Source organism: Myceligenerans cantabricum, assembly GCF_054777735.1.
In genome coordinates this window covers 239,309-262,051 of record NZ_BAAHAJ010000001.1, presented here as the reverse complement: position 1 = coordinate 262,051, position 22,743 = coordinate 239,309, and the positions used below count along the sequence as shown (strand labels likewise).

General features: G+C 73.4%; 23 protein-coding genes and 1 pseudogene. 6 read left to right on the top strand and 18 right to left on the bottom strand.

The genetic code is table 11. The features are described 5' to 3' along the window. Nucleotides 1-24 precede the first annotated feature (24 nt). Nucleotides 25-1,188 carry an ABC transporter substrate-binding protein gene (locus tag ACYU96_RS01260; RefSeq protein ID WP_460748298.1) on the bottom strand — a complete coding sequence of 388 codons (1,164 nt, stop codon included), beginning with the start codon at nucleotides 1,186-1,188 and terminating at the stop codon, nucleotides 25-27. A gap of 279 nt (nucleotides 1,189-1,467) precedes the next feature. Between ACYU96_RS01260 and rpsT the strand changes: the two genes are divergently transcribed. Beyond that, the gene (rpsT, locus tag ACYU96_RS01255; RefSeq protein ID WP_460748296.1) at nucleotides 1,468-1,728 is read left to right on the top strand and encodes a 30S ribosomal protein S20; all 261 of its coding nucleotides are present in this window, start codon (nucleotides 1,468-1,470) and stop codon (nucleotides 1,726-1,728) included. A gap of 121 nt (nucleotides 1,729-1,849) precedes the next feature. Here the strand turns inward: rpsT and ACYU96_RS01250 are convergent, their stop codons facing one another. The 3 genes from ACYU96_RS01250 to ACYU96_RS01240 all read right to left on the bottom strand — a co-directional run bounded on the left by ACYU96_RS01250 (nucleotide 1,850) and on the right by ACYU96_RS01240 (nucleotide 5,533). After that, nucleotides 1,850-3,466 (bottom strand): alpha/beta hydrolase, encoded by a 1,617-nt coding sequence (locus ACYU96_RS01250; protein ID WP_460748294.1) that lies wholly within the window; start codon nucleotides 3,464-3,466, stop codon nucleotides 1,850-1,852. 82 nt (nucleotides 3,467-3,548) lie between these two features. Continuing rightward, the gene (locus tag ACYU96_RS01245) at nucleotides 3,549-4,352 is read right to left on the bottom strand and encodes a response regulator transcription factor (RefSeq protein WP_460748292.1); all 804 of its coding nucleotides are present in this window, start codon (nucleotides 4,350-4,352) and stop codon (nucleotides 3,549-3,551) included. Beyond that, nucleotides 4,349-5,533 carry a sensor histidine kinase gene (locus ACYU96_RS01240; protein WP_460748290.1) on the bottom strand — a complete coding sequence of 395 codons (1,185 nt, stop codon included), beginning with the start codon at nucleotides 5,531-5,533 and terminating at the stop codon, nucleotides 4,349-4,351. Before ACYU96_RS01240 ends, ACYU96_RS01245 begins: the two co-directional genes overlap by 4 nt. 229 nt (nucleotides 5,534-5,762) lie before the next feature. On the opposite strand from ACYU96_RS01240, the gene ACYU96_RS01235 reads away from it, so the two are divergent. After that, complete coding sequence (locus ACYU96_RS01235) at nucleotides 5,763-6,401, top strand: G5 domain-containing protein (RefSeq protein ID WP_460748288.1); 639 nt, start codon at nucleotides 5,763-5,765, stop codon at nucleotides 6,399-6,401. Nucleotides 6,402-6,456: 55 nt separating this feature from the next. Here ACYU96_RS01235 and putP read toward each other — a convergent pair whose 3' ends face one another. The 3 genes from putP to ACYU96_RS01220 form a co-directional block, all read right to left on the bottom strand. Then, nucleotides 6,457-7,956 carry a sodium/proline symporter PutP gene (gene putP, locus ACYU96_RS01230; protein WP_460748286.1) on the bottom strand — a complete coding sequence of 500 codons (1,500 nt, stop codon included), beginning with the start codon at nucleotides 7,954-7,956 and terminating at the stop codon, nucleotides 6,457-6,459. A 143-nt stretch (nucleotides 7,957-8,099) separates the two neighbouring features. Then, complete coding sequence (holA, locus tag ACYU96_RS01225) at nucleotides 8,100-9,119, bottom strand: DNA polymerase III subunit delta (RefSeq protein ID WP_460748283.1); 1,020 nt, start codon at nucleotides 9,117-9,119, stop codon at nucleotides 8,100-8,102. A 50-nt stretch (nucleotides 9,120-9,169) separates the two neighbouring features. Continuing rightward, the gene (locus ACYU96_RS01220; protein ID WP_460748281.1) at nucleotides 9,170-9,295 is read right to left on the bottom strand and encodes a hypothetical protein; all 126 of its coding nucleotides are present in this window, start codon (nucleotides 9,293-9,295) and stop codon (nucleotides 9,170-9,172) included. Between the two features lie 240 nt (nucleotides 9,296-9,535). Here ACYU96_RS01220 and ACYU96_RS01215 point away from each other — a divergent pair, with 240 nt between their 5' ends. Then, nucleotides 9,536-10,477 (top strand): Acg family FMN-binding oxidoreductase, encoded by a 942-nt coding sequence (locus ACYU96_RS01215; RefSeq protein WP_460748279.1) that lies wholly within the window; start codon nucleotides 9,536-9,538, stop codon nucleotides 10,475-10,477. Here the strand turns inward: ACYU96_RS01215 and ACYU96_RS01210 are convergent. After that, nucleotides 10,413-12,173 (bottom strand): FAD-dependent oxidoreductase, encoded by a 1,761-nt coding sequence (locus tag ACYU96_RS01210; protein ID WP_460748277.1) that lies wholly within the window; start codon nucleotides 12,171-12,173, stop codon nucleotides 10,413-10,415. The two genes, ACYU96_RS01215 and ACYU96_RS01210, sit on opposite strands and share 65 nt — an antisense overlap. A gap of 254 nt (nucleotides 12,174-12,427) precedes the next feature. Between ACYU96_RS01210 and ACYU96_RS01205 the strand changes: the two are divergent. Then, nucleotides 12,428-12,520: pseudogene (locus tag ACYU96_RS01205) on the top strand (cytoplasmic protein); the annotation flags it as partial. 107 nt (nucleotides 12,521-12,627) lie between these two features. Here ACYU96_RS01205 and ACYU96_RS01200 read toward each other — a convergent pair. After that, a complete protein-coding gene (locus tag ACYU96_RS01200) occupies nucleotides 12,628-15,297 on the bottom strand; it encodes a ComEC/Rec2 family competence protein (RefSeq protein ID WP_460748276.1) in 2,670 nt (889 codons plus the stop codon). Next, complete coding sequence (locus ACYU96_RS01195) at nucleotides 15,294-16,235, bottom strand: helix-hairpin-helix domain-containing protein (RefSeq protein ID WP_460748274.1); 942 nt, start codon at nucleotides 16,233-16,235, stop codon at nucleotides 15,294-15,296. The genes ACYU96_RS01200 and ACYU96_RS01195 overlap by 4 nt, the downstream gene beginning before the upstream one ends. 282 nt (nucleotides 16,236-16,517) lie before the next feature. Here ACYU96_RS01195 and ACYU96_RS01190 point away from each other — a divergent pair, with 282 nt between their 5' ends. Beyond that, nucleotides 16,518-17,390 carry an alpha/beta fold hydrolase gene (locus ACYU96_RS01190; RefSeq protein WP_460748272.1) on the top strand — a complete coding sequence of 291 codons (873 nt, stop codon included), beginning with the start codon at nucleotides 16,518-16,520 and terminating at the stop codon, nucleotides 17,388-17,390. A 44-nt stretch (nucleotides 17,391-17,434) separates the two neighbouring features. On the opposite strand, the gene ACYU96_RS01185 is transcribed toward ACYU96_RS01190, so the two are convergent. From ACYU96_RS01185 to rpmB, 8 genes are all read right to left on the bottom strand, one after another. Then, nucleotides 17,435-18,364, bottom strand: coding sequence for a DegV family protein (locus ACYU96_RS01185; protein WP_460748270.1), 930 nt, complete (start codon nucleotides 18,362-18,364; stop codon nucleotides 17,435-17,437). Between the two features lie 177 nt (nucleotides 18,365-18,541). After that, on the bottom strand, nucleotides 18,542-18,703 hold the full coding sequence (gene rpmF / locus ACYU96_RS01180; RefSeq protein ID WP_460748269.1) for a 50S ribosomal protein L32: 162 nt from the start codon (nucleotides 18,701-18,703) through the stop codon (nucleotides 18,542-18,544). Further along, on the bottom strand, nucleotides 18,703-19,056 hold the full coding sequence (locus ACYU96_RS01175) for a type B 50S ribosomal protein L31 (RefSeq protein WP_460748267.1): 354 nt from the start codon (nucleotides 19,054-19,056) through the stop codon (nucleotides 18,703-18,705). Before ACYU96_RS01175 ends, rpmF begins: the two co-directional genes overlap by 1 nt. Nucleotides 19,057-19,058: 2 nt before the next feature. After that, the gene (gene aztD, locus ACYU96_RS01170; protein WP_460748265.1) at nucleotides 19,059-20,450 is read right to left on the bottom strand and encodes a zinc metallochaperone AztD; all 1,392 of its coding nucleotides are present in this window, start codon (nucleotides 20,448-20,450) and stop codon (nucleotides 19,059-19,061) included. Further along, the gene (gene rpmG / locus ACYU96_RS01165; RefSeq protein ID WP_460748263.1) at nucleotides 20,447-20,617 is read right to left on the bottom strand and encodes a 50S ribosomal protein L33; all 171 of its coding nucleotides are present in this window, start codon (nucleotides 20,615-20,617) and stop codon (nucleotides 20,447-20,449) included. The genes aztD and rpmG overlap by 4 nt, the downstream gene beginning before the upstream one ends. Continuing rightward, on the bottom strand, nucleotides 20,617-20,739 hold the full coding sequence (gene ykgO / locus ACYU96_RS01160; protein WP_460748261.1) for a type B 50S ribosomal protein L36: 123 nt from the start codon (nucleotides 20,737-20,739) through the stop codon (nucleotides 20,617-20,619). The genes rpmG and ykgO overlap by 1 nt, the downstream gene beginning before the upstream one ends. 28 nt (nucleotides 20,740-20,767) lie before the next feature. Continuing rightward, a complete protein-coding gene (gene rpsN, locus ACYU96_RS01155) occupies nucleotides 20,768-21,073 on the bottom strand; it encodes a 30S ribosomal protein S14 (RefSeq protein ID WP_460748259.1) in 306 nt (101 codons plus the stop codon). Next, nucleotides 21,073-21,309, bottom strand: coding sequence for a 50S ribosomal protein L28 (gene rpmB / locus ACYU96_RS01150; protein ID WP_460748258.1), 237 nt, complete (start codon nucleotides 21,307-21,309; stop codon nucleotides 21,073-21,075). Before rpmB ends, rpsN begins: the two co-directional genes overlap by 1 nt. A 173-nt stretch (nucleotides 21,310-21,482) precedes the next feature. Between rpmB and ACYU96_RS01145 the strand changes: the two genes are divergently transcribed. Next, a complete protein-coding gene (locus tag ACYU96_RS01145; RefSeq protein ID WP_460748256.1) occupies nucleotides 21,483-22,634 on the top strand; it encodes a GTP-binding protein in 1,152 nt (383 codons plus the stop codon). The last annotated feature ends 109 nt before the right edge of the window (nucleotides 22,635-22,743 follow it).

Here is a 22,743-nt window from a genome sequence, read left to right as displayed (position 1 = left end):
ATCGGCCGTCTCTGTCGCGGCTGCTCAGTCGAGGGCGACGAACTGGCCGTCGGACACGACCTGCACGACGGCCTCGTGCTCCGCGTCCCGGTCCTCGTTGATGGTGAGGGAACCGAGCACGGTGTCGAGCCCGTCGATGGTGCCGAGGCCCTCCTTGATCGACTCCGGGTCGCCCGAGCACTCGGCCCGCACGGCGGCGTCGACGGTCATGAGGCCGGTGTACGCCTGGGCGGCGAACTGGTCCGGGGCCTTGCCGTACTCCTCCTCGTAGGCGGCGAGGAACTCGGTGTTGAGGTCGTTCTGCGTCGACCCGGAGTTCCACGCGGCGCCGACGACGACGCCCTCGGCGGCCTCCCCGGCATCGGCCATGAGCTGCGGGTTGTTGAAGCCGTTGCCCCCGACGACCGGTACGGTCAGGCCCGTCTCGCGCGCCTGCGTGACGAGCGGGATGGCCGCCTCGATGAGCGCGGAGACGATGATCGCGTCCGGCTCCGCCTGCGCCGCCTCGGTGAGCAGCGGACGGAAGTCGGTGTCCGAGACCGAGAACGTCAGGGTCTTCGTGATCTCCACGCCCTCGTCCTCGAGCGCCTGGACGAACACGTCGTACCCCGACTCGGTGAACGCGTCGTCGTCGCTGTACATGACGACGACCTCCTGCACGTCCTCGGACTCCACGGCGGCCGCGACGGTCTGCGGGATGACCTGGCCCTCGGTGAGCGAGACGCGGTGGATGTAGTCGCCCTGCGCGGTGATGCCGTCCGCAGTGTTCGAGATCGCGACCACCGGGACGCCCTCCTCCTGGGCGACGGGCTGGGCCTGGAAGGCACCGTTGGACAGCGTGGGGCCGATGATCGCGGACACGCCGTCGTTCACGAACGACTCGAAGACGGTGATGCCCTGGCGCTCGTCGGTCTGGTCGTCCTCGATCGTGAGGTCGTAGGTGACACCGCCCTGCTCCTGGAGGTGCTGCGCGGCGAGCTCGAGGCCGTTGCTCTGCGACTCGCCGTAGCTCCCGGCGTCGCCCGTCAGGGAGAGCGCCGCGCCCACGGGGACCGGGTCGGCGATCGTGCAGTCGTCGCCCGACCCCTCGCCCTGCAGGCTGCCGCCGCCCCCTGAGCCGTCCGAGCCGCAGGCGCTCAGGCCGAGCAGCGCGGCCATCGCCAGGGACAGGGGTGCAGTACGTCGCATCAAGAGCCTCCGGACTTCTTCGTACGTCACTGACGATGCCGGTCCAGCATCGGACATTCCTGGCAGAAACCCTAGTGGCAGAAATGTCACATGCGCTGTGGTTTTGTCAGAGCACGAAGCCCGCGCGCGTCTGGTAATGTTGAGGGCTGCGTGTCCGCCCAGGTCGGCGGGCACCGCCGCAGTTCCTCTCCACGGGTTCCCCACCCCAGTCCCGGAGCTGCGGCCGCTCTCTACGACCTATCCGCTCGCCGTCCGGCGAACACACCAGGAAGTTCACCAGTGGCAAACATCAAGTCTGCGATCAAGCGCAACAAGACGAACGAGAAGGCCCGGCTGCGCAACCGCGCCGTCAAGTCGGAGCTCAAGACGCACGTGCGCAAGGTGCGCCAGGCCGTCGCCGCCGGCGACAAGGAGGCCGCCGTCACCGCGCTGCGCACCGCGTCGCGGAAGCTCGACAAGGCCGTCTCGAAGGGCGTCATCCACGAGAACCAGGCCGCGAACCGCAAGTCGGCCATCGCGAAGTCGGTCGAGGCGCTCTGATCGAGCCTCTGCGCTGATCGGTACCGAGAGGCGCCACCACCCGGACGGGTGGTGGCGCCTCTGGCTCGCGCGCTGCCTGTTCATCACGGACGCGCTGGGGCGGACTGTCGCCCGGCTCAGATCACGAGGGCGGCCTGGTGGTCCCGGGAGGGACGATCTCGCAGACGGTGCCCGCGGCGGGGAGGACGCCGTCGATCAGGGCGGCGTCCACCGCGGTGTCGATGCACGGGCCGCTGGTGCGGTAGGAGGTGTGGCCCACGCCCTCCCGGGTGAGCAGGACGGCGTCGTCCAGGCGCTCGGCCATGGCCTGTGCCCAGTGGTACGGAGACACGTTGTCGACGCGGCCGCCGACCACCAGGACCGGCGGAGCGCCGGTGCCGGTGAGCGGGTCCGTGAGACGGTCCTCGTTCCGGACCGGCCACAGGGCGCAGTCGAGCGCGCTGTAGGCGGCACGGCTTCCGAGACGCTCGCCGCGCCGGGCGATCTCACGCGCCGCCGCACGATGCTCCGCGAGGTCGGTCAGCGCCGGCCAGTCGACACAGCGGACCGCGGTATGGGGCTCCTGGAGCGTCGCGTACGGGGCGCCGAACGGTGCGACCGTGACCTTCGAGACCACGAAGTGGAGCAGCGTGCCGTCACCCTGCTGCGCGGCGAGCAGGCCCGCGGTGAGCGTGGGCCAGAGCGCCCGTGCGCCCGCGGCGGCCCGAACGGCCTCCAGCGCCATAGCACCGTCGAGGGTTCCGCCCGGCGTCAGCCCCTCGGCGGGCGGAACCTGCAGCGGCTCGTCCTCGAGCTGGGCGATCAAGGCGTCGAAGGCGGCCTCGGGATCGCCGTCGCCGAAGGGGCACGCCTCCACACCCTCGGCGCGACACGTCTCGAACCACACGTCGAGCGTCTGCTCGTTGGAGCGGGCGACGTCGTCGAGGAGCCGCAGCGGGTCGTCCTGCCACAGCTCGGTGTCGACGGGGCCGTCGATCACCATCTGGCGGACACGGTCCGGGAACATCGTGGCGTACATGGGACCGACCACCGTGCCGTAGGAGGCGCCGTAGAAGGTGATCTGCTCCTCGCCGAGCGCGGTGCGGACCTGGTCCAGGTCGCGGGCGACGTTGTCGGTGGACAGGCTCGCCAGGTACCGAGGGCTCTGGTGCGCCAGGCAGCCCGAGGTGAACCTGGCGGCGTCGGCGAGCAGCCGCTCGAACGGCTTGCCGCCCGGGCGGGACGGGTCGAGGTCGGCGGCCGCCGCCTCGGCGCGCTGCTCGTCGGTGAGGCAGCGGACGGCCCCCGACTCACCGACACCCCGCGGGTCCATGCCGACGACGTCGAAGCGGGCCACGACGTCGGGCGAGAACGGGCTGGCGTCGCTACCGGGGTCGATGGCGCCGACCGTCTCGGTGGCCGGTACGCCCGGGCCGCCCGGGTTGATGAACAGGCTGCCGATGCGGCGGTCCGGGTCGGTGGCGCGGTGGCGCGTGACGGCGAGCGAGATCTGCTCGCCGTGGGGCTCGGTGTACTCCAGCGGCACCTCGACCGTGGCGCAGTCCAGGCGGGGCCCGCACTCGCTCCAGTCGACAGGAGCGGGATCCGGCGCCGCCACGGACCGGCCGGGTTCGGGCGCGGCCGGTAGCGCCGCACCGGCTTGGCCCGCACACCCGGTCAGCGCGAGGGCGACGGCGGCCAGCACCGTGGCGGTCCGTCGGGACGCCGGCGGAAGGTTCTGTCGTGTTGCTCGAGGCATGGAAAAGACGCTATGCGCAGCACTGACGTGCCGCATCGGCCGATCGGTCCGGGTCTGACGACCAAAGTCGGAGTGCGCCGACCTATGCCGGGCGCTCCGGGTGATCGAGCCCGGCTTCCTGGACGAGCAGGGCCACCTGCACCCGGTTGTTGAGATCGAGCTTGGTGAGGATGGCCGACACGTGGGTCTTGACGGTGGTCAGGCCGAGGTGCTGCCGCGCCGCGATCTCGGCGTTGGAACGCCCCGTCCCGATCTCGACCGCGACGGCCCGCTCCCGCTCGGCGAGCAGGCCGAGGCGCCGGCGGGCGCCGGCACGGCGGGCGTCCTGCTCCGAGTCCGTGACCCGGGCGATGAGCCGGCGGGTCACGTCGGGCGAGAGCACGGGACGCCCCTCGGCCGCGTGGCGGATCGCGGCGACGAGCTCGTCGGGCGGGGTGTCCTTGAGGAGGAACCCCGCCGCTCCGGCCCGCAGGGCGCGCAGGACATGGGCGTCGGTGTCGAACGTCGTGAGGACCATGACCTGCGGGGCCGGCGACCGGCCCCGCAGCATCTCGGTCGCGGTGAGCCCGTCGGTGCCTGGCATCCGGATGTCCATCAGCACGACGTCCGGGTGGTGGCGCCGGGCCAGCTCCACCGCTTCCGCGCCGTCGCTCGCGTCGGCCACCACCCGGAGGTCGGGGGCACCGCTGAGCATCATCCTCAGGCCGAACCGGACGACCGGGTCGTCGTCGGCGACCAGCACGTCGATGGCCGACCGGTCGTCGGCCGGAAGACCATCGGCGGCCGTGGTGTCGGGAGTCATGGCTTCGGGAGTCATGGCTTCGGCGGGAGCGGCGGCGTCGGCGGGGGCGGCGGCGCCCCGTACGGCGGGCGGGGGATCAGTCACAGCGGCCACGGTAGACGCATGCGGACCCGCCAGCCGCCCGAGCCGCTCGGGCCGTGCTCGAGCCGTCCGTCGGCGAGCCGGGCGCGCTCCGCCAGCCCGCGCAGCCCTTCCCCCGCTTCGCCGGGCAGGGACGGCGGGGACGGCAGGGACGTCGGGGCCTCGTTGACCACCTCGGCGGTCACGTCGTCACCGGGAGAACCCGCGATCCGCACGACGACCGGCGCGCCCGGAGCGTGCTTGCGCGCGTTGGTCAGGCACTCCTGCACCAGACGGTAGAGCGTGCGGTCCTGGATCTCGGGCAGGTGCCGGTCACCGGCGGTCACCCCCGCCTCGTCCCGCAGCTCGACCGGCGTCCCCGCCTGGCGCGCCTCGTCGATCAGCTCCAGCACGTCCACGACGCCCGGCACCGGCAGCTCGCCGACGGGAGCCCGCAGCACCCCGATCACCTCGCGCAGGTCCTGCAGGGCACGGTGCGCGTTCTCGCGGACCACCTCGGCGGCGCGCGTCCTGTCGCCGGCGGGCGCGTCACGGGAGTAGGCCAGAGCGCCCGCGTGCACGCTGAGCAGGGACAGCCGGTGCCCGAGGACATCGTGCATCTCGCGCGCGAGGGCCGCACGGGTCTCGTGCTCGAAACGCTCGGCCCGCAGCCGAGCCTCGACCTCGGCCGCCGCCGCCCGCTCCCGCAAGGAGGCGACCAGCGCCCGGCGATGGCGCACGGACAGCCCCCACGCCACGACGGCGGCGTGCCCGAGACCGATGATGGTGAACACCGTGACCGGCGGGACCGTCGGCTCGGGCCACAGGAGCTGGTAGGTACCGAGCGCCGCCAGGCTGACCGCGCACACCCCCGCCGTGGCGCGGGTCGAACGATGTGCGGCCACGGTGAACAAGGCGACGATCGCCGCCCCGCCGATCGTCTCCGAGAACGAGCTCGACACGGCCAGGAGCACGCCGAGCACCACGGGGAACCGGCGACGCCACCACAGCGCGAGGCAGCCGAGCACCCCCACGACCCGGTCCACGGACAGGACCTCGGCAGGCAGCGGCTCCGCCTCGTTCGACTGGAGGATCACCGCGACCAGCCCCAGCGCGACGGCCACCCCGATCGACGCGCCGTCGGCCGCGCGGCCTCTCATCACGCTCCGGCCCGTCTGCCGCCCGGTGCTCCTCGATCCGCTCATCGTCCCGACCCTAGGCGGTGCCCGGGTGATTCGCGGAGCCTGGGGACGGTGGCGGCGCGGCACGCCGCTCCGGTGTGGCGACGCCCTTCGTCCCGTCCGCGCGGGCCCATGTGACCTGGACGATCACGCCGGTCGAGTGAAATACATTTTTACTACATTCTGCGTCAAACAGTAGAAAGTAGTTAAAATAGGGTCTCAGCTCGGAGTCTTACCAAAGGAGGTCACTCCGATGCCTCAGATCCATCGCACCGCGGCCGCCGTGATCTGTGCCGTAGCGGTCACGACCGCCATCGGACTGTCCGGCTGCGCCGGCCCCGCGACGACGACCGGCTCGGCCGGCTCGCAGAGCCCGACGATGTCGGGGAGCCCGACCTCGTCACAGAGCCCGGAAGCCACACCGAGCCCGTCGACGCCGGAACCGGTCACGACGGTCAAGAAGTTCGCGAAGAAGGAGGCGATCCCCTTCCAGAAGGTCACGACGAAGGACCCGAACCTCGACAAGGGAACGAAGAAGGTCACGACTCAGGGCGTCAAGGGGGTTCTCACCAAGATGATGCGCGTCACCTACGTCGACGGCGAGAGGACCGACCGGACGCTCGTCAAGAAGGTCGTCACCAGGAAGCCGGTCGATCAGGTCACGACGGTCGGAACCCGCACACCACCCCCGCCGCCACCACCTCCCGCGCCCGCCGAGCCCGAGCCGTCGAGCTGCGACCCGAACTACTCGGGCTGCGTACCGGTCGCCTCGGACGTCGACTGCGCGGGCGGGAGCGGCGACGGTCCCGCGTACGCCAGCGGTCCGGTCCGGGTGACCGGGGCGGACATCTACGGGCTGGACAGCGACGGGGACGGAGTGGGCTGCGAATGAGCCGCGGGCCGGTCCGGGAGCACCTCCCGGACCGGCCCGTGGGCCCTCGTCCTCGTCAGGACGTGACGGCGCTCTTGGCGGACGCGAGGCGTGTCGCCTCGGTGAACTCCTCGCGGATCGCCTCGGACGGCGCCGGGGTGACCAGGCTGACGACGAGCGCGACGAGCGCGCCCAGGACGAAGCCGGGGACGATCTCGTAGAGCGTGTCGGCCAGCGGGGACCTGCCCCAGGCGAAGGCGACCCCGGCGCCGACGACCATGCCCGCCAGCGCGCCCCAGCGGGTGAGGCGCCGCCAGTAGAGGCTCAGGATCACGATCGGGCCGAACGCCGCGCCGAAGCCGGCCCAGGCGAAGCCGACCAGGTCCAGGATGGTGTCCGTGCGGTCGAAGGCGATGAGCCCGGCGATCACCGCCACCAGCAGGACGCCGAGACGCCCGAGCATCACCTGGACGCGAGCGGTCATCTCCTTGCCCGCGATCTTGACGAGGTCCTCCACCAGGGCGGACGAGGAGACGATCAGCTGCGACGAGATCGTCGACATGATCGCCGCGAGGACCGCGGCCAGGACGAGGCCCGCGACCACCGGGTGGAACAGGACCTGCGACAGGTACAGGAACACCGTCTCCGGGTTCTCCAGCGTCGCACCGCGCACGTTGACGTAGGCGACGCCGATCAGGCCGGTGGCGATCGCGCCGATCGTGGTGACGATCATCCAGCTGATGCCGATGCGCCGGCCGGCGACGGCGTCCTGCGGGGAGCGGATCGCCATGAAGCGCACGATGATGTGCGGCTGGCCGAAGTAGCCCAGGCCCCACGCGGCGGCCGAGACGACTCCCGTCACGGACGCGCCGGCGAGGAACGACAGGTGGTCGACCGCGCCGCTGGTCTCCGCCGCGAGGATGCCCTCCTGGACCGGCTCCCAGCCCCCGAGGTCGAAGAAGGCGACGATCGGCACCGCCACGAGGGCGAGCAGCATCAGGCTCCCCTGCGCGACATCGGTCCAGGTGGCGCCGAGGAAACCACCGAACAGCGTGTAGGCGAGCGTCACCCCGCCGACGACCCAGATGCCGGTCGTGTAGTCGAACCCGAAGGAGCCCTCGAAGAAGGTCCCGCCGGCCACCAGCCCGGAGGAGACGTAGAAGGTGAAGAACACGAGGATGATGACGCCGGAGGCGACGCGCAGCAGGCGCGAGGTGTCGTGCAGGCGGTTCTCGAAGTAGCTGGGGATGGTGATCGAGTTGCGCGCCGTCTCCGTGTAGGCGCGCAGGCGGGGCGCGACGAACTTCCAGTTGAGCCAGGCGCCGATCGTCAGGCCGATCGCGATCCAGGACTCGACGAGCCCGCTCACGTAGATGGCGCCGGGCAGCCCCATCAGGAGCCAGCCGGACATGTCAGACGCGCCGGCGCTGAGCGCGGCGACGCCCGGGCTCAGCCGCCGGCCGCCCAGCATGTAGTCGTCGAGGTCGTCGGTGCGGCGGAAGGCTGCGTAGCCGATACCCAGCATCACAGCGAGGTACGCGACGATCGCGATCGTCTTCCAGACATCGGGGGACATGGAGTTGCTCCAGCTTCATTGCGGAATGTCTCTCGGGCGTGCTCGCCGCTCACGCCCGGCGTGCTGGGTCGCAGGTGCCGGACGGCAGGCGCGAGTCACTGTGAGAGATCATTCATGGTTCGCCGGTCCGAGTATTGTCCGGATCACCCGCGGCGAGCCTGGGTTATGGCCAAAACCGCCTTCTCGACCGCGTACACCGGGTCGCGGGTCGCGCCCTTGACGTCGGCGTCGGCCTGCGCGACGGCGGTGATCGCGGCGGCCAGACCCTCGGGCGTCCAGCGGCGCAGGTCCTTCTGGGCGCGGTCCACCTGCCAGGGCGCCATGCCGAGCTCACGGGCGGAGATCCCGCCCCCGCGCATGGCGGCGACCTTCGCGAGGTTCCGCAGGCGGACCGCCAGGGCGGCGACGACCGGCACCGGGTCGAGCCCGGTCGCCAGCGCGTGGCGCAGCAGCGAGACGGCGCCACCGGCGTCGCCGGCCACGGCGGCGTCGGCCACGCGGAAGCCGGTCGCCTCGACCCGGCCCCCGTAGTACCGGTCGACGGTCGCCTCCGTGATCGTGCCCGTCGTGTCCGCGATGAGCTGGGAGCAGGCGGACGCCAGCTCGCGCAGGTCGTTCCCGAGACCGTCGACGAGCGCCCGCACCGCGTCGGCGTCGGCCCGGCGCCGGGCAGCCTTGAACTCCCCCATGGCGAACGACGCCTTCTCCCCGTCCCGGGTGATCGGGTCGCAGGCCATGACCGGCGCTCCGGACTTGGTCATCGCGTCGAGCATCTTCTTGCCGCGCTGCCCGCCGCCGTGCACGACGACGACCGTGGTCTCCTCGTCCGGCCGCGCGACGTACGCGACAAGATCGCTCATCAGATCTTCCGTGCCGGACTCCGCGCTGCGCACGACGACGATCTTCTCCTCCCCGAACAGCGAGGGGCTGGCCGCCACGGTGAGCTGCCCCGCCGTGTAGGTGGCGCCCTCGAGCTCCACCTTGTCCACCTCCGGGTCGCGCTCGCGCGCGAGGCGGACGACGCCGTCGACGGCGCGCTCCGTCAGCAGCGGCTCGGCCCCGCGGACCAGGACGACCGGGGCGAGCGCGGGCTCGTCCCACGCACGGCCGGGTGTCTTGGCGGTCGAACGGGAACCGGTCCTGCGGCGGGTAGCTGGAGGCACGAGGCAAACTGTAGTTCGCGACACCGACATCGCCCCCTCGCTCCGCCGCGTCAGGTGAAGATGATCTGGCCGGCCGCGAGATCGTAGAGCTCGCCGACGGTGATGACGTCCTTCACCTGCTCGACGAAGTCCTCCCCGGCGAAGCCGAAGAGGTCCATCACCAGTTCCTTGGTCATGCGCCCGGTCCCGAGCCGGCGCCGTACGCGGCACAGGGACGTCGGTCCCGTTCGCACCGGAGCGGGGTCCGGCACGCCAGCGGGACCAACAGCCCTGTCCGAGGAGGCCATCCGGCCCTGTCGAGCACTCCGCCCGGGTGGTCTCCTGGGTGATGAGCGACCGCCTCACCCGCGGCGGCGCCGGAATCTTCGGATGCTTGCCGAAGGCTCGGATGGCAGTCGCAGAAGAGGAGACAGGACATGACCGTCGTCGACGCACGGGTCGAGCACATACTGGCAGCGGCCGGCAACGCTCCGAGCGTGTACAACACCCAGCCGTGGCAGGTCGAGGTCTCGGGCAGCAGCCTCTCGATCCGCGCCGACCGCTCACGCCAGCTGCAGCACTCCGACCCACGAGGCCGGGAGATGCTGATCAGCTGCGGGGCGTTCCTGTTCAACGCCCGGGCAGCCGCGCGCCGCGAATCGCTGGACGCTGCCGTGAGAGTGCTGCCCGACCCGGACGACGACCTGCTCCTGGCAGTCCTCGAGCTCGAGCCGGGCGGCCTGCCCAGCGCCGACGAGCTCGAGCTGTCCGTCGCGATCGGGCGGCGCGCGACCTCACGAGTCCCGTTCGACGACCAGCCGCTCTCCACGGACGTCCTGTCGGCCCTCCAGAAGGCCGCTCGCGAAGAGGGGGCGGAGGTGCGGCCGATCCAGCCCTCGGAGCCCGCACGCGAGGACGTGACCCGGCTCATGCGCCGGGCCGAGGCGCTCGCGGCGGAGGACCCTGTGGCCCGAGCCGAGGAGGCGGCCTGGACCGCCACGGATCCCGGCCGCGACGACGGCATCCCCCAGGACTTCCTCGGCCCCGGCAGCACGGACGGGCGGGCACCGGTACGGCGATTCCTCGCCCCGGCGGGCACCGCGGCCTTCGAGCAGCGATCGACGATGGCGATGCTCTCGACGCCCGGCGACGAGGCCCGTGACTGGATCGCGGCCGGCCAGGCGCTGGAGCACCTGCTGCTCGTCGCCGCGTCCTACTTCGTGCAGGCATCGTTCGCGACCACCGTCCTGGAGAACCCGACGACACGTCACGACCTGCGCCAGGCCCTGTCGCTCGACGCGGCACCGCAGATGCTCATGCGCCTGGGGTACGGCTCGACGCCGAGACACACTCCCCGTCGTCGCGACCACGAGGGCTGAACGACCGTCTTGTGGCGTCTCGCCAGGTGAGGTAGCCGCCGTCGAGGTTGACCACGTCGTACCCCAGCTGGGTGAGCAGCCGGGCCGCGGTGTGGCCGCGCTGGCCGACCTGGCAGTGCACGACGACCGGCATCGCGGCCGGGATCTCGACGTGGGCGCGGCCGCGGAGCTCGTCGAGCGGAATGTTCCGTGCCCGGCACCGCGTCCCGTCGGCGACCGTCTCGACCGTGCCGAGGGCGTGCTCGGCGGGGGTGCGCACGTCCACGAGGGTCGCTCCGCGGCGCACCAGGCCGTCGAGCTCGTGCCACTGGACGGAGCGGGTGTCGCCGGTGCGGAGGTTGTCAGCGACGTAGCCGAGCATGTTGACCGGGTCCTTGGCCGATCCGTAGGCGGGCGCGTAGGCGAGCTCGAGGTCCGCGAGCTCCGAGGCGGTCAGCCCGCCCGCGACGGCGGTGGCGAGCACGTCGATGCGTTTGTCGACGCCGTCGTGGCCCACCGCCTGGGCGCCGAGGATCAGGTCCGTGTCCGGGTCGACGAGCAGCTTGAGCGCCAACGGCCTCGCCCCCGGGTAGTAGCCGGCGTGCTGGCTCGGGTGCGTGTGGATGGCGCGGTAGGGCCGCCCCTCGGCCCTCAGCCGCTTCTCGTTGCGCCCCACGGACGCCGCCGTCAGGCCGAACACGCCGACCACGGAGGTCCCGACCGACGGACGCATGCCGGTCCGGCCGAGGATCACGTCCGCGACGTGCCGCCCGTGCCGGTTGGCGAGATTCGCCAACGGGATCAGCGTCGGTGGCTCGCCGGGCTCGTCGCTGCCGGTACCAGCGAGGGCGTCTCGCTTGGTCGCCGCGTCACCTACGGCGAAGACGTCGGGGACCGAGGTGCGCAGGTCCTGGTCCACGAGGATGCCGCCGTGCGGACCCAGGTCGGCGCCGACCAGAGCAGCGAGCTCCGTGTCGGGGCGTACGCCGACGGCGGCGACCACGACGTCCGCGGCGATCTCGTCGACGTCGGCACCCGCAGCGTCGGCCAGCATCGCTGTCGTCGGTGTGAGGGCGGTGACCTGGGTGGATGTCCGGACATCCACGCCGTGGGCCTCCAGCTCGTCACGCACCCGCACCGCCAGCTCCGGGTCCAGCGGCGCGATCACCTGGTCGGCCAGCTCGACGACCGTGACGTCGAGGCCGCGGCGAACGAGGTTCTCGGCCACCTCCAGACCGACGAGTCCACCACCGATGACGACGGCGCTGCGCGCGGGTGCGGCACCGTCGAGCGCGGCGACGAGACGGTCGGCGTCGGCGACGTCGCGCAGCACGAGCGCGCGCTCGATGCCCGGCACCGGCGGGACGACCGGACGGGCGCCGGGGCTCAGGACGAGGCGGTCGTACGATTCGACGCTGTCGTCGCCGGTCGCGAGATCGCGCACCGTCAGCTTGCGGGCTGCGGCATCGACGCCGGTCACCCGGTGCCGCACGCGCACGTCGAGGCGGAATCGCGACCACAGCGACTCGGGCGTCTGGAGCAGCAGCTTGTCACGGTCCTGGATCACTCCGCCCGCGTAGTACGGCAGTCCGCAGTTCGCGTAAGAGACGTGGTCGCCTGCCTCGAGGACGACGATCTCGGCGTCCTCCGCGAGACGGCGCAGCCGGGTGGCCGCGGACATGCCCGCAGCCACCCCTCCGACGATGACGATCTTCATGTGGCTCCTCCTCGGTTTGACGCCAACAATACCCCGGGGGGTATTGTTGCGTCGACCCGAGCGAAGGAGATGACCGTGTGTCGAGCTGTGACCTGCAAGACCTGTCGCAAGACGACGTGGGCCGGTTGCGGCCGGCACGTCGACCAGGTGATGGCGGGAGTGCCTCGCCGTGACCAGTGCCCTGGCCACACCGCGGAGCCCGCCAAGGGCTCGTTCCTGTCCCGCCTCTTCGGGCGCTGAGCGGAGGATCGAGCATGGAGCTCGACCCGAACGAGATGAAGGCGGTCTCGAACCGGCTCAAGCATGCCCAGGGGCAGCTCGCTGCCGTCGTGCGCACTCGAGAGAAGCTCTTCCTGTCCCTCGCGTAGCCCGAGGTCCAGCGGGTGTCCTGCGTCGACGGAACCGGTCGCCGTCGTCGCAGCGCAGCCCCCGCGTACGGGCTCGGGGCTCTGGGTCAGCACCCGCCGACCGCCACGGTGTCGTCACGGACCACGAGCGCGAACGTGCCGCACTCGTCGGTACGGAGCACGGCCGCGCCGACCCGCGAGTACAGGTCGAGTGCCGTGCCGGTCGGATGGCCGTACTCGTTGTCACCGCCCACGGAGACCACCGCCACGGCCGGGCTCAGCCGCTCGGCGAGCTCCCGTGACTGGACCCGGGACCCGTGGTGGGCGACCTTCACGACGTCGACGTCCGCGATCCCCCGCCGCCGCGTCTCGGCCAGCACCGCGTCCTGGCCGGCGTCCTCCAGGTCGCCGAGCAGCACGACGTCGAGCCCGCCGGCCCGCACGAGGAGCGTGACGCTGGCATCGTTCGCGCCGGCGCCCGCCACCTCCGCACGGAACGTCTCGGCACCGGAGGTCTCCACGCCGGACGTCCCGACGCCGGACGTCCCGACGCCGGAGGTACCGACGCGGGGCGTCCCCACGCCACTGTCTCCCGCCGGCCCGGGCACCGTCCCGGGGAGCCCGGCGAGCAGCACGTCCCAGGTTGCGTCCCCCGCCGTCCCGCGCTCACCCGTCACGGGACTCCGCACCGCGACCCCGGCCGACGCGAGCTCGCCCAGAGTCCGTGTCGCGCCGGCCGCGGGATCCGCGAGCGGGGAGACGAGCGCGGAGTCCACGTCGCGCCCGTCAAGCACCGCCGCGAGACCGCCCACGTGGTCGGCGTGGAAGTGGCTGAGCACCAGCAGATCCACCCGTGTGATGCCGAGCCTGTCGAGGCAGCGCCCCGCCGCGTCACCGTCGGGCCCGACGTCCACCACGATCGCCGACGACGGTCCCGTGCGGACCACCACCCCGTCGCCCTGGCCCACGTCGCACGCGACGACCACCCAGTCGGACGGCAGCGCGGCGCGTGCGACCACGCGCGGCACCGCGAGCGCCACCGCACCGATCGCGACGCACAGGATCACCGCCCCGGCCAGGAGCCGCGGCCCGCCGCGGGGCACGTCGCGGTGCAGGTCGTCACTGCGTGCGCGCCCTCGGGGTGCCGGCGCGCCACGCACGGCCCTACCCGCCCTGCGAGCCATCGACCGTGCCGACCGTCGCCAGTGGTCGGGCCACCCGTCCGGGTGCCAGGCCAGGACGAGGGCGAGCGCGGCCGCCGTCGCCCCGGCGAGCAGGGCGGCTCCTGCGGGACCGCCGGGCCACGGCACGACACCGCCCGGCACGGCCGCACCATGGAGTGCCACCTGCGCGATCCACCAGGTGGCGCCGCCGGCGGCCCAGGCGACGAGGTGTGCTGCCGCCGCCCACCAGGGCGCGAGGACGGTCGCGGCGAGGCCGAGCACCGTCGCGGGGACCAGCGCGGGTGCTGCCAGCAGGTTGGCGGGAACGGACACGAAGGACACCACCGGGTCCAGGAGGATGAGGACGGGACCGCACGCGGCCTGCGCGGCGAGCGGCACAGCCAGGGCGAAGGCGAACCCTCTCCCGCTCCACGGCGCGATCCGTGCCACGAGCGGCGGCACGAGGAGCACCAGACCGGCGGTCGCCGCGGCCGACAGGGCGAACCCGAACGAGCGCGACAGCCACGGGTCGGCCACGAGCAGCCCGATCACCGTCGCCGCGAGCGCCGGCACGGACTGCGCCGGCCGCCCGAGCAGGATCCCGGCCACGCCGAACCCTGCCATGACGGCGGCCCGCAGGACGCTCGGCTCCGGCCGCACCAGCGCGACGAACGCGGTCCCGGCGACGGCCAGGATCGCGACCCGCACCCAGCGGGGCGCGCCGATCGTCCCGGCGAGCCCGGTGAGCAGGGCGATCACGATCGCGAAGTGTCCGCCTGAGACGGCCGTGATGTGCGTGAGGCCGGTGACGCGCATGGCTTCGGTCAGCTCGTCGGACAACCGGGTGGTGTCGCCGATGGCAGCACCGGGCACGAGCCCGCGGGCCTGCGGCGCGAGGCCGTCGGTCACGGCCATGAGGGCGTCCCGGTGCCGGTCGAGGAGCCGGAGCGGGGCGGGCGGGGAGCGTTGCACCGTCATGACGTCAGCGGTCAGCCGCGCCGACTCCGGCGTCCCTGGTTCCGCAGGCCGCAGCCTGCCGCGGACCGAGACGGCCGCACCGTATCGCGGGGCGGCGCCGGCACGCCCGGCCGGCACGGGCGTCCATGTCACCATGACGCGAGCCCGGGTGCCCGTCGTGACTGCTCGTGAGGTCACCTCCCGGGCGTCGAGGAGGAAGCGGACCGGGCCGGCCGGCCGGCCGCCGCCCGCGACGGCCGTTCCCCCTCCCCACGGGACCGGCTTCGGTTGCGAGGCCACGGCGCCGGTGAGCTCGGCGGTGAAGCCGCCACGCGCGAGATCCTCGACCGGCGCCGCCCGCGCGGTCCGCACGGCGCCGGTCGCGACGACGGCGAGGGAGCAGGCGGTGGCGAGCGCGACGTGGGCGACGGCGCCCTGCACGACCCCGCGGCGTACCGCGCCCCGGCGGTCCGCCGGGGCGCGCAGCGCGGCCGACACGAGCGCTCCGCCCACCGTCACGGCAGCCAGCACCGTCACGGCAGCCAGGCACCAGCCCGCCGCCGCGAGAGCCGGCACGCCGACGTCTCCGGTAGCGGCCCACGCGGCCAGCCACGCGATCAGGGCGGCGGGAGCGAGGCGCAGGTCCACGCCCCTCATACGTGCACCTCCGGGCGGATCCCTTCCAGCACGGCCGGCCCGATGCCGGGGACGTCGTCGAGCTCGTCGACCGAGGCGAAGGGACCGTTGGCGGTGCGCCACTCGATGATCGCCCGGGCGAGTGCCGGCCCGATCCCGGACAGCGTCTCGAGCGCCGCGGGGTCCGCGGTGTTCACGTCCACCTCTCCGGTCCCGGGGGCGGCGCCGGCCGGGTCGCCGGGCTCGGGCACGCTCATCGCCGCGGGTTCCTCGGGTGTCTCTCCCGGTCGTGGTACGTGGATCTGCTCGCCGTCGCTGACGGGCCGTGCGAGGTTCACGCCGGACAGGTCGGCCTCGCTCGTCGGCCCGCCCGCTGCCTCGACCGCGTCGGCGATGCGCGCACCGCCCGGCAGCTCGACCAGGCCGGGTTTCCGCACGGCGCCCACGACGTGGGCGACGACGTCACCGCTCAGAGCGCTCGCCGACCCGGTCGCTCCGCCTCCGGCCCCTGCCGCGTCCGGGACCGGGACGCCCGCGCCTCCGCCGACCGCCGCCCGTTTTCCGCCGGGTCCGGCCCCGCCCGCCGCGCTCGTGCCGCTCTCCGGGCCGACGGCGGCGTCGCCGCCCTCCCCTGCGCCGAGCCCGCCGGCCCTGCCGTCCCCGGGCTCGCCGGCCGCGGTGATCGGGCGGACGCCACCCCCGCTCAGCGTGTCCCACCCGAGCGCGACCGCGCCGGCCACGCAGGCCAGCAGCAGGACGGCGACCAGGGCCACCAGCCCGGGCCGCGCCCCGAGGGCCCAGCGCCGCCCGGGGCCGTCGTCGTCCATCCCGACGGGGTGTCCGTGGGCGGCCGCGTACGCGGCGGCGACCCTGTGCGCGGACCGTCGCTGCCGGAGCCGGTCCACGAGGTCGTCGGCGGTATCGGGCACCGCCGGCACCACGTCCGTGTCTGTTCTCATGCGCCGACGCTAGGCAGGCACGAGGCTCTCGCGGACGCCGCCCGGCGCTGTCTGTGCACAAGTCCGGTGATCCACAGCCCTCGGTCGGTATCTCTTCCGCAGGGCCGCGGTGGGAGGGTCCACGTCGGGGAGGAGCCTCAGGAGTCCCTTCGGCTGGGCGAGCGACCCGCCGGCCGCGTCGACAGAATGACGGTGCGCGCACCGATGAGTACTGCGCCGCGTCGTCGTCAGCATCATCGAACCGGTGCCTGCCCGCCGGCACGACCCAGAGGAGACCGCACGATGCCCGAGAAGAAGACCTTCACCCTGGAAGCGCCCGGCGCCGTCCTCACCTACGACGTGCGCGAGCCGGCGACCCCGTCCGACGCTCCCCCGCTCGTCGTGATCGGCCTGCCGATGGGCGCCGGCGGCTTCGACAGCCTCGTGGACCACCTCGCCGACCGCACCGTGGTCACGTACGACCCTCGCGGCGTGGAGCGCAGCACCCGTGAGCCCGGCAGCGGCACGGAGGCGGCGGACCATACCGGCGACGTGCTCCGCGTGATCGAGGCGGTGGCAGGCGGCACGCCGGTCGATCTCCTGGGGTCCAGCGGTGGTGCCGTCATCGCGCTCGAGCTGGCCGCCGCCCACCCGGACCTGCTGCGTACCGTCGTGGCGCACGAGCCCCCGCTGCCGGTGCTCCTCCCGGACCGTGACGTCGTCGCCGCCGCCATGCAGGACATCCACGACACCTACCTGGCCAAGGGCTCGGGCCACGCGATGGCAGGGTTCATCGCCCTCGTCATGGAGAGCGGGGAGCTGACGCCCGAATATCTCGGACGTCCCGCACCCGACCCTGCCGCGTTCGATCTCCCGGCCGACGACGACGGCACCCGGGACGACGTGATGTTCTCGTCGAGCATGGTGTGGATGCCGCGCCACGAGCCCGACTGGGACGCGCTCGACCGGCCGGGCCCGCGCCTGGTCATCGGCGTCGGCGCGGACACCGGTGAGGAGATCACCGGGCGCACCTCCCGCAGCATCGCGCAGCGCCTCGGCCAGGAGGCGACCGTCTTCCCGGGCGGCCACAACGGCTTCATGGGCGGCGAGTACGGACAGCCGGCCGGCGATCCGCCCGGCTTCGCGGCAACCCTCCGGGAGGTCCTCGGCGCCTGAGCGCCGTTGCGGCCGGCGGTGACCAAGGCCGGCGGCGGCCGCCGTCAGTGCTCGTGGTCCCCGAGGTCGGCGACGACGACGGCGAGCGTCCCGGGGCCGACGTGAACCCCGATGACCGCGCTCATGTCCGAGATCTCCACCTCGACCCGGGTCCGGGTGCGCAGCCGTCCGGCCAGGGTGCGGGCCCGGTCCGGCGCGCCGAAGTGCTGCACTCCGACGACGGGCCGCGTGGCGCCCTCGACGGACTGGCCGGCCAGGTCGAGCAGCCGTTCCATCCCGGCCGCACGGGTGCGGACGCGCTGGGCGAGCTCGATCCGGCCGTCGCGCATCGTCAGGATCGGGCGCACGCCGAGCACGGTCCCCAGCGCCGCCACGGGGCCGGACAGCCGCCCGCCGCGACGCAGGTGCTCCAGGGTGTCGACCACGAACACCGAGGCCGAGGAGTCCGCCACCTCGCGCGCCCGCGCCGCGACGTGCGCGGCATCGCACCCGGCCGCGGCGCACTCCGCCGCGGCGCGCGCGGCGAACCCGAGACCGGGGCCGACGGTCCGGGAGTCGACGACCCGCACGGCGAGCGGCGACCGCGCCGCGGCCGCGCTCGCCGCACCGACCGTGCCGGACAGCTCGCCCGACAGGTGCAGGGAGACGATCGCGCGGGCGCCGTCGTCGGCGAGCTCACGGTAGGTCCGGGCGAAACGGTCCGGCGACGGCTGGGACGTGGTGACCTGGGTGTCGTCGTCGAGCATCCGGACGACATCCCCGGCGGTGACGTCGACACCCTCGTCGTAGGACTCCCGATCGGTCACCACGCGCAGCGGGACGACCCGCGGACCGGGCTCGGCCGTCCCCACCGGCAGGCACGACGTCGAGTCGGTGACGACCCGGACCGCCTGGCGCGGGCGCGCCCCCTGGCCGCGAGGGCGGGACGGACGTCCCCCGGTGCGCGTCTCGGGGTGTCGGCGAAAGAATGGCATGGCCGAGCGATTCTACCGGCCCGAGTCCCGGGCCCGGGATCGTGCGGGGCCCGGGAGACCGTCGGGCGCCCGCCCGCCCGCCCGGCCGGCCCACCGCGCACCGCGGGACCCGGTACGGTCACGCGAGCGCGGTCCCGGCCGGGGAGCCCCGGCCAGGACCGCGTCATCAGCCACCGGTCACAGCATCCCGCGGCGGGCCGCACCGGCGAGGTGCTGCGGCACCCGCACCGAGCGACCGTCCGGTGTGGTGACGGCGACCAGTACCGGCAGCGTCGCCTTCCACTGCGAGCGCCGCGACCGTGTCCGGGAGCGCGACATCTTCCGCTTCGGAACCGCCATCAGGCACGCCCCTCCGCCGTCGCGCCGCCGCCCGCGACACCGTCGCGGGCGGCGTCTCCCGCCGCGGCGCCTCCCGCCGTGCTCCGCGTCCCGTACCGCTGCCGGAACCGCTCCACGCGCCCGGCCGTGTCGACGACACGGGAGCTCCCCGTCCAGAACGGGTGGCTGGCACTGGAGACCTCGACGTCGACGAGCGGATACGTGCGACCGTCCTCCCACTCGATCGTCGTGCGCGGCCGGCCCGGGCCGGCCGCTGTCTGCCCGGCCAGCGTGGACCGCGTCAGGAACACGAAGCCCGCGCTCCGGTCACGGAACACCACCGGCCCGTACTCGGGGTGGATACCCTGCTTCATCGTCAGCCCTCTCCGTGGTCCTCGTCCTCGTCACCGTGACCTGCTTCGTCCTCATGACCGTCCTCGTGGTCGTGCTCGTCCTCGTCCTCGTCCTCGTGGTCGTGCTCGTGACCCTCGTGCGCGTCGTGCTCCTCGGCCTGGCCGAGCACGCCCGCGATCTCGTTCGGCGTCACGCCCAGGTCGGCCGACAGCCACACCTCCCCGGTCTGGACGTCCACCGCGTGGATCTCGTCGTGCTCCGGGTCGGTCACGTACACGGACCCGTCCAGCGCGAGGATCGCGGGGCGCGGGTCCTGCCACTCGATCGGCTCCTCCCAGGCGTCGATCACGTCGATCGAGTCGGTGACCGCGCCCGAGTCGGGGTCGATCACGTGCACGCTCCCGTCGGTCCCGAGCACGAGCGCCTCGCCGTCGTCCCCGCGCGCCAGCGACCGGAACGTGTACGACGACGGCAGGTCCACCAGCGTGAGGTCGCCCGACCGGGTGTCGATCAGCGAGACACGCTCGGGCCGCTCCAGCTCGGCGTCGGCGTCGACCTTGTAGTCGCCGAGCACCACCGGCGACGCCTCGGTCCCGGCCTGGTTCCCGATGCGACCGTAGGAGCCGGGCGCGTCGACCGTGGTGATCTCGCCGTCGCGCACCAGCAGCGCGCCGTTCTCGCAGCCGAGCACCACCGCCTCGTCGGCGGCGACGGCCTCACCGTGCACGCCGGGGCAGCCGTCGGCGGCGGCGATCTCCTTGCCGTCGGCGTCGAGCACACGGATGCCGTCGCGCTCGTCCTCGGTGCCCTCGGAGACGACGAGCGAGGCGTCGGACAGCTCGACCGCGACCCCGTGGTGCGGCGCGGGCAGGGTCTCCTCCCGGTCGGCGGCGCCCTCAGCCACCTCGTCCGAGTCGAGGACGGAGACCTGCCCGGTGCCGTCGTCGAACAGCGCCGTCCGTCCCTCGTGGACGACGACGTGGCCCGGCTCCTCGGCCGGGTAGGTCACGTCCAGGAGCGCCGGGTCCGACGTCCGGTAGTGCGCGTGCTCGCCGTGCGCCTCGGCCCACGTGCCCAGGTCCAGGACCTGGAAGCCGCCCGTGGTGGAGACCATGAGGTGCTGCTCGTCGCCGGCCGGGTTGAGCCGGTTGAAGCCGTCGAGCTCGATGTCGCCGACCTCCTCGAGCGTGAGCGCGTCGAGCACCTTGATGCCGCCGTCGTAGGTGACCGCGAGACGTGCGGTGCGCGACTGCGCCTCGGTCGCCTCGCGGCTCTCCGAGGGTGCGGCAGACGGTGTCGCCGCCTCCCCGGCCTGGGTCCCGGTCGAGGCGCACGCGCCCAGGAGCGCGAGCGGGAGCGTGGCGGCGAGTGCCGCGACGGACCTCCGGGAAGGGGTACGGGTCAGGGGGCTCATCGGGACTCCTTGAAATCGACGTGGCGGCGGGCGACCGGGTCGTACTTGCGCAGCACGAGCCGGTCCGGGTCGTTGCGCCGGTTCTTCCGGGTGACATAGGTGAAGCCGGTCCCCGCACTGGAGACCATGCGGATGACGGGGCGCAGGTCGGCGCGCTTCGTGGCCATCAGCCCTGCCTCGCCTTCCAGCGCGGGTTGCGCTTGTTGATCACGAACGTCCTGCCACGGCGGCGGACCACCTTCGCGCCGGGCTTGTCCTTCAGCGAGCGCAGTGAGGCGCGCACCTTCATGTCGGTTCTCCTTCGTCTTCTCGGTCGTTCACCAGCTGGACTTCGTGACTCCCGGGAGCTCGCCGCGGTGGGCCAGCTCGCGCACCCGGATGCGGGACAGCCCGAACTTGCGCAGGTATCCGCGCGGCCGGCCGTCGGCGGCGTCACGGTTGCGCAGGCGGGTGGCGCTGGCGTCGCGAGGCTGGCGGCGCAGCTCGGCCGCGGCCTCGGCCACCTCCTGGGCGGACGAGCGCGGGGACGCGATCACCCGCTTGAGCTCCGTGCGACGTCCGGCGTACCGCGCGACGACGGCGCGGCGCCGCGCGTCGGCGGCGATCTTCGACGTCTTGGCCATCAGACCTTCTCCCCCCGGGCGAGGATCCCCGCCACGACGACGTCGATCCCGCGCCGGTCGATCGTCTTGATGCCCTTCGCGCTCACGCGGAGCGTGACGTGCCGCCCGAGCGACGGCACCCAGTAGCGCTTCTTCTGGATGTTCGGGTTCCAGCGGCGCTTGCTGCGCCGGTGGGAGTGCGACACCGAGTTCCCGAACCCGGGCTTGGTGCCGAGCACCTGACAGACGGCTGACATGGCTTCCTCTCCTCGCGCGCCGGACGAGCCCGGCCGAGCAGCGGTCGAGCCATCCGGCCCGAGCGCTTCTGACAATCATTCTCAAACTCGGGGTACAGTACCCCCGTTGAGAACGGTTATCAAATGTGCGGCCGGCGACCGGCCCGCCGCACGCCCACCACAAGGAGGCCCGCATGCCCCGTCACCGCCCCGCCGACCAGCGCGTCCCGATCAGCGTGCTCGCGTCCGTCGATCCCGTCCTGCGCGACTCCGCGGTGCTCGGGCTCGTCGTCGACTCACCCGGGACGGTCGCCCTGCGGCACGACATCCTCGCCGGCGAGGGCATGATCCGGCGGGTGGTGGTCGACGCGTCCGGCGTCGTCGAACAGGTGCTCGTGCCGCTCGAGCACGCCTGCCTGTCGTGCGCGGTCCGGGAGGACGCGCTGCCGACGCTCGCGGCCCTGACCGAGGACGGGCGCTGGTCCGACGTCGTCCTGGCGCTCCCCGTGAGCGCCGAGTCGCTGCCGGTCACCCGCGCCCTCGCCGCCGAGACCACGCACGGAGGCCTGCTCGCCGGCGCCCGCATCGCGACGGCCGCGACCGTCGCCGACGTCGAGACGTTCGAGCACGACCTGCTGGCCGACGACCTCGTCGCCGCGCGCGGCATCGCCCTGACCCCCGACGACGAACGCTCCGTCGGTGAGGCCCTCGCCGCGCAGGTGGAGCACGCCGACCTGGTCGTCGTCGCCGGCGAGGCCACGGCCGCGCCCACCGGGTCCGGGCTCATGGACCGGATCCGCGCCGAGGACTCGGACCGTGTCGAGGGCGTGCACGGCGTGACGGCCGCCCAGCTGGCCGCGCGCCGGCACGACCCGGTCCGCGGCGAGCACCGGAGCAACCCGCTCGGCGCGCGCCGCACCACCCGGCCCGGCCGGACCGCGGGCGACCGGAGCTGGACCCTCGAGCTGCGCTCCGACCGCCCGTTCCACCCCGAGCGCCTGCTGGACCGCATCGAGGACCTCGGCGCGGGACGGATGCGCAGCCGGGGCGTCTTCCACGTGGTGGACCGTCCGCTGTCCGCCTGCCTGTGGGACGGTGCGGGCGGCCAGCTTTTCCTGGGCGACCTCGGCCCGTGGGACGAGGCGGCGGCGTCGGCCGCGCCGCACACGCGGATCGTCGTCGTCGGATCGGCCGACGACGAGCCGGACGCGGCCCAGGACGCCCGCCACGGCCTGGTCGACGCCTTCCACGACGCCCTGGCCCGCCCCGACGAGCTCGCGGACCACGGCCTCTCCTGGCTGGGCCGCGAAGACGTCCTCTCCCCCTGGCTGGGCTCCCGCTCCTGACCACCCCGCCGACCGACGACAACCGGCACACACCACCGACACCCGTGCCCCCCATGACGAGCCACCGCCCGACCGACCCCCCGCGTGATCGGTCCGTCGGTGAGTGATC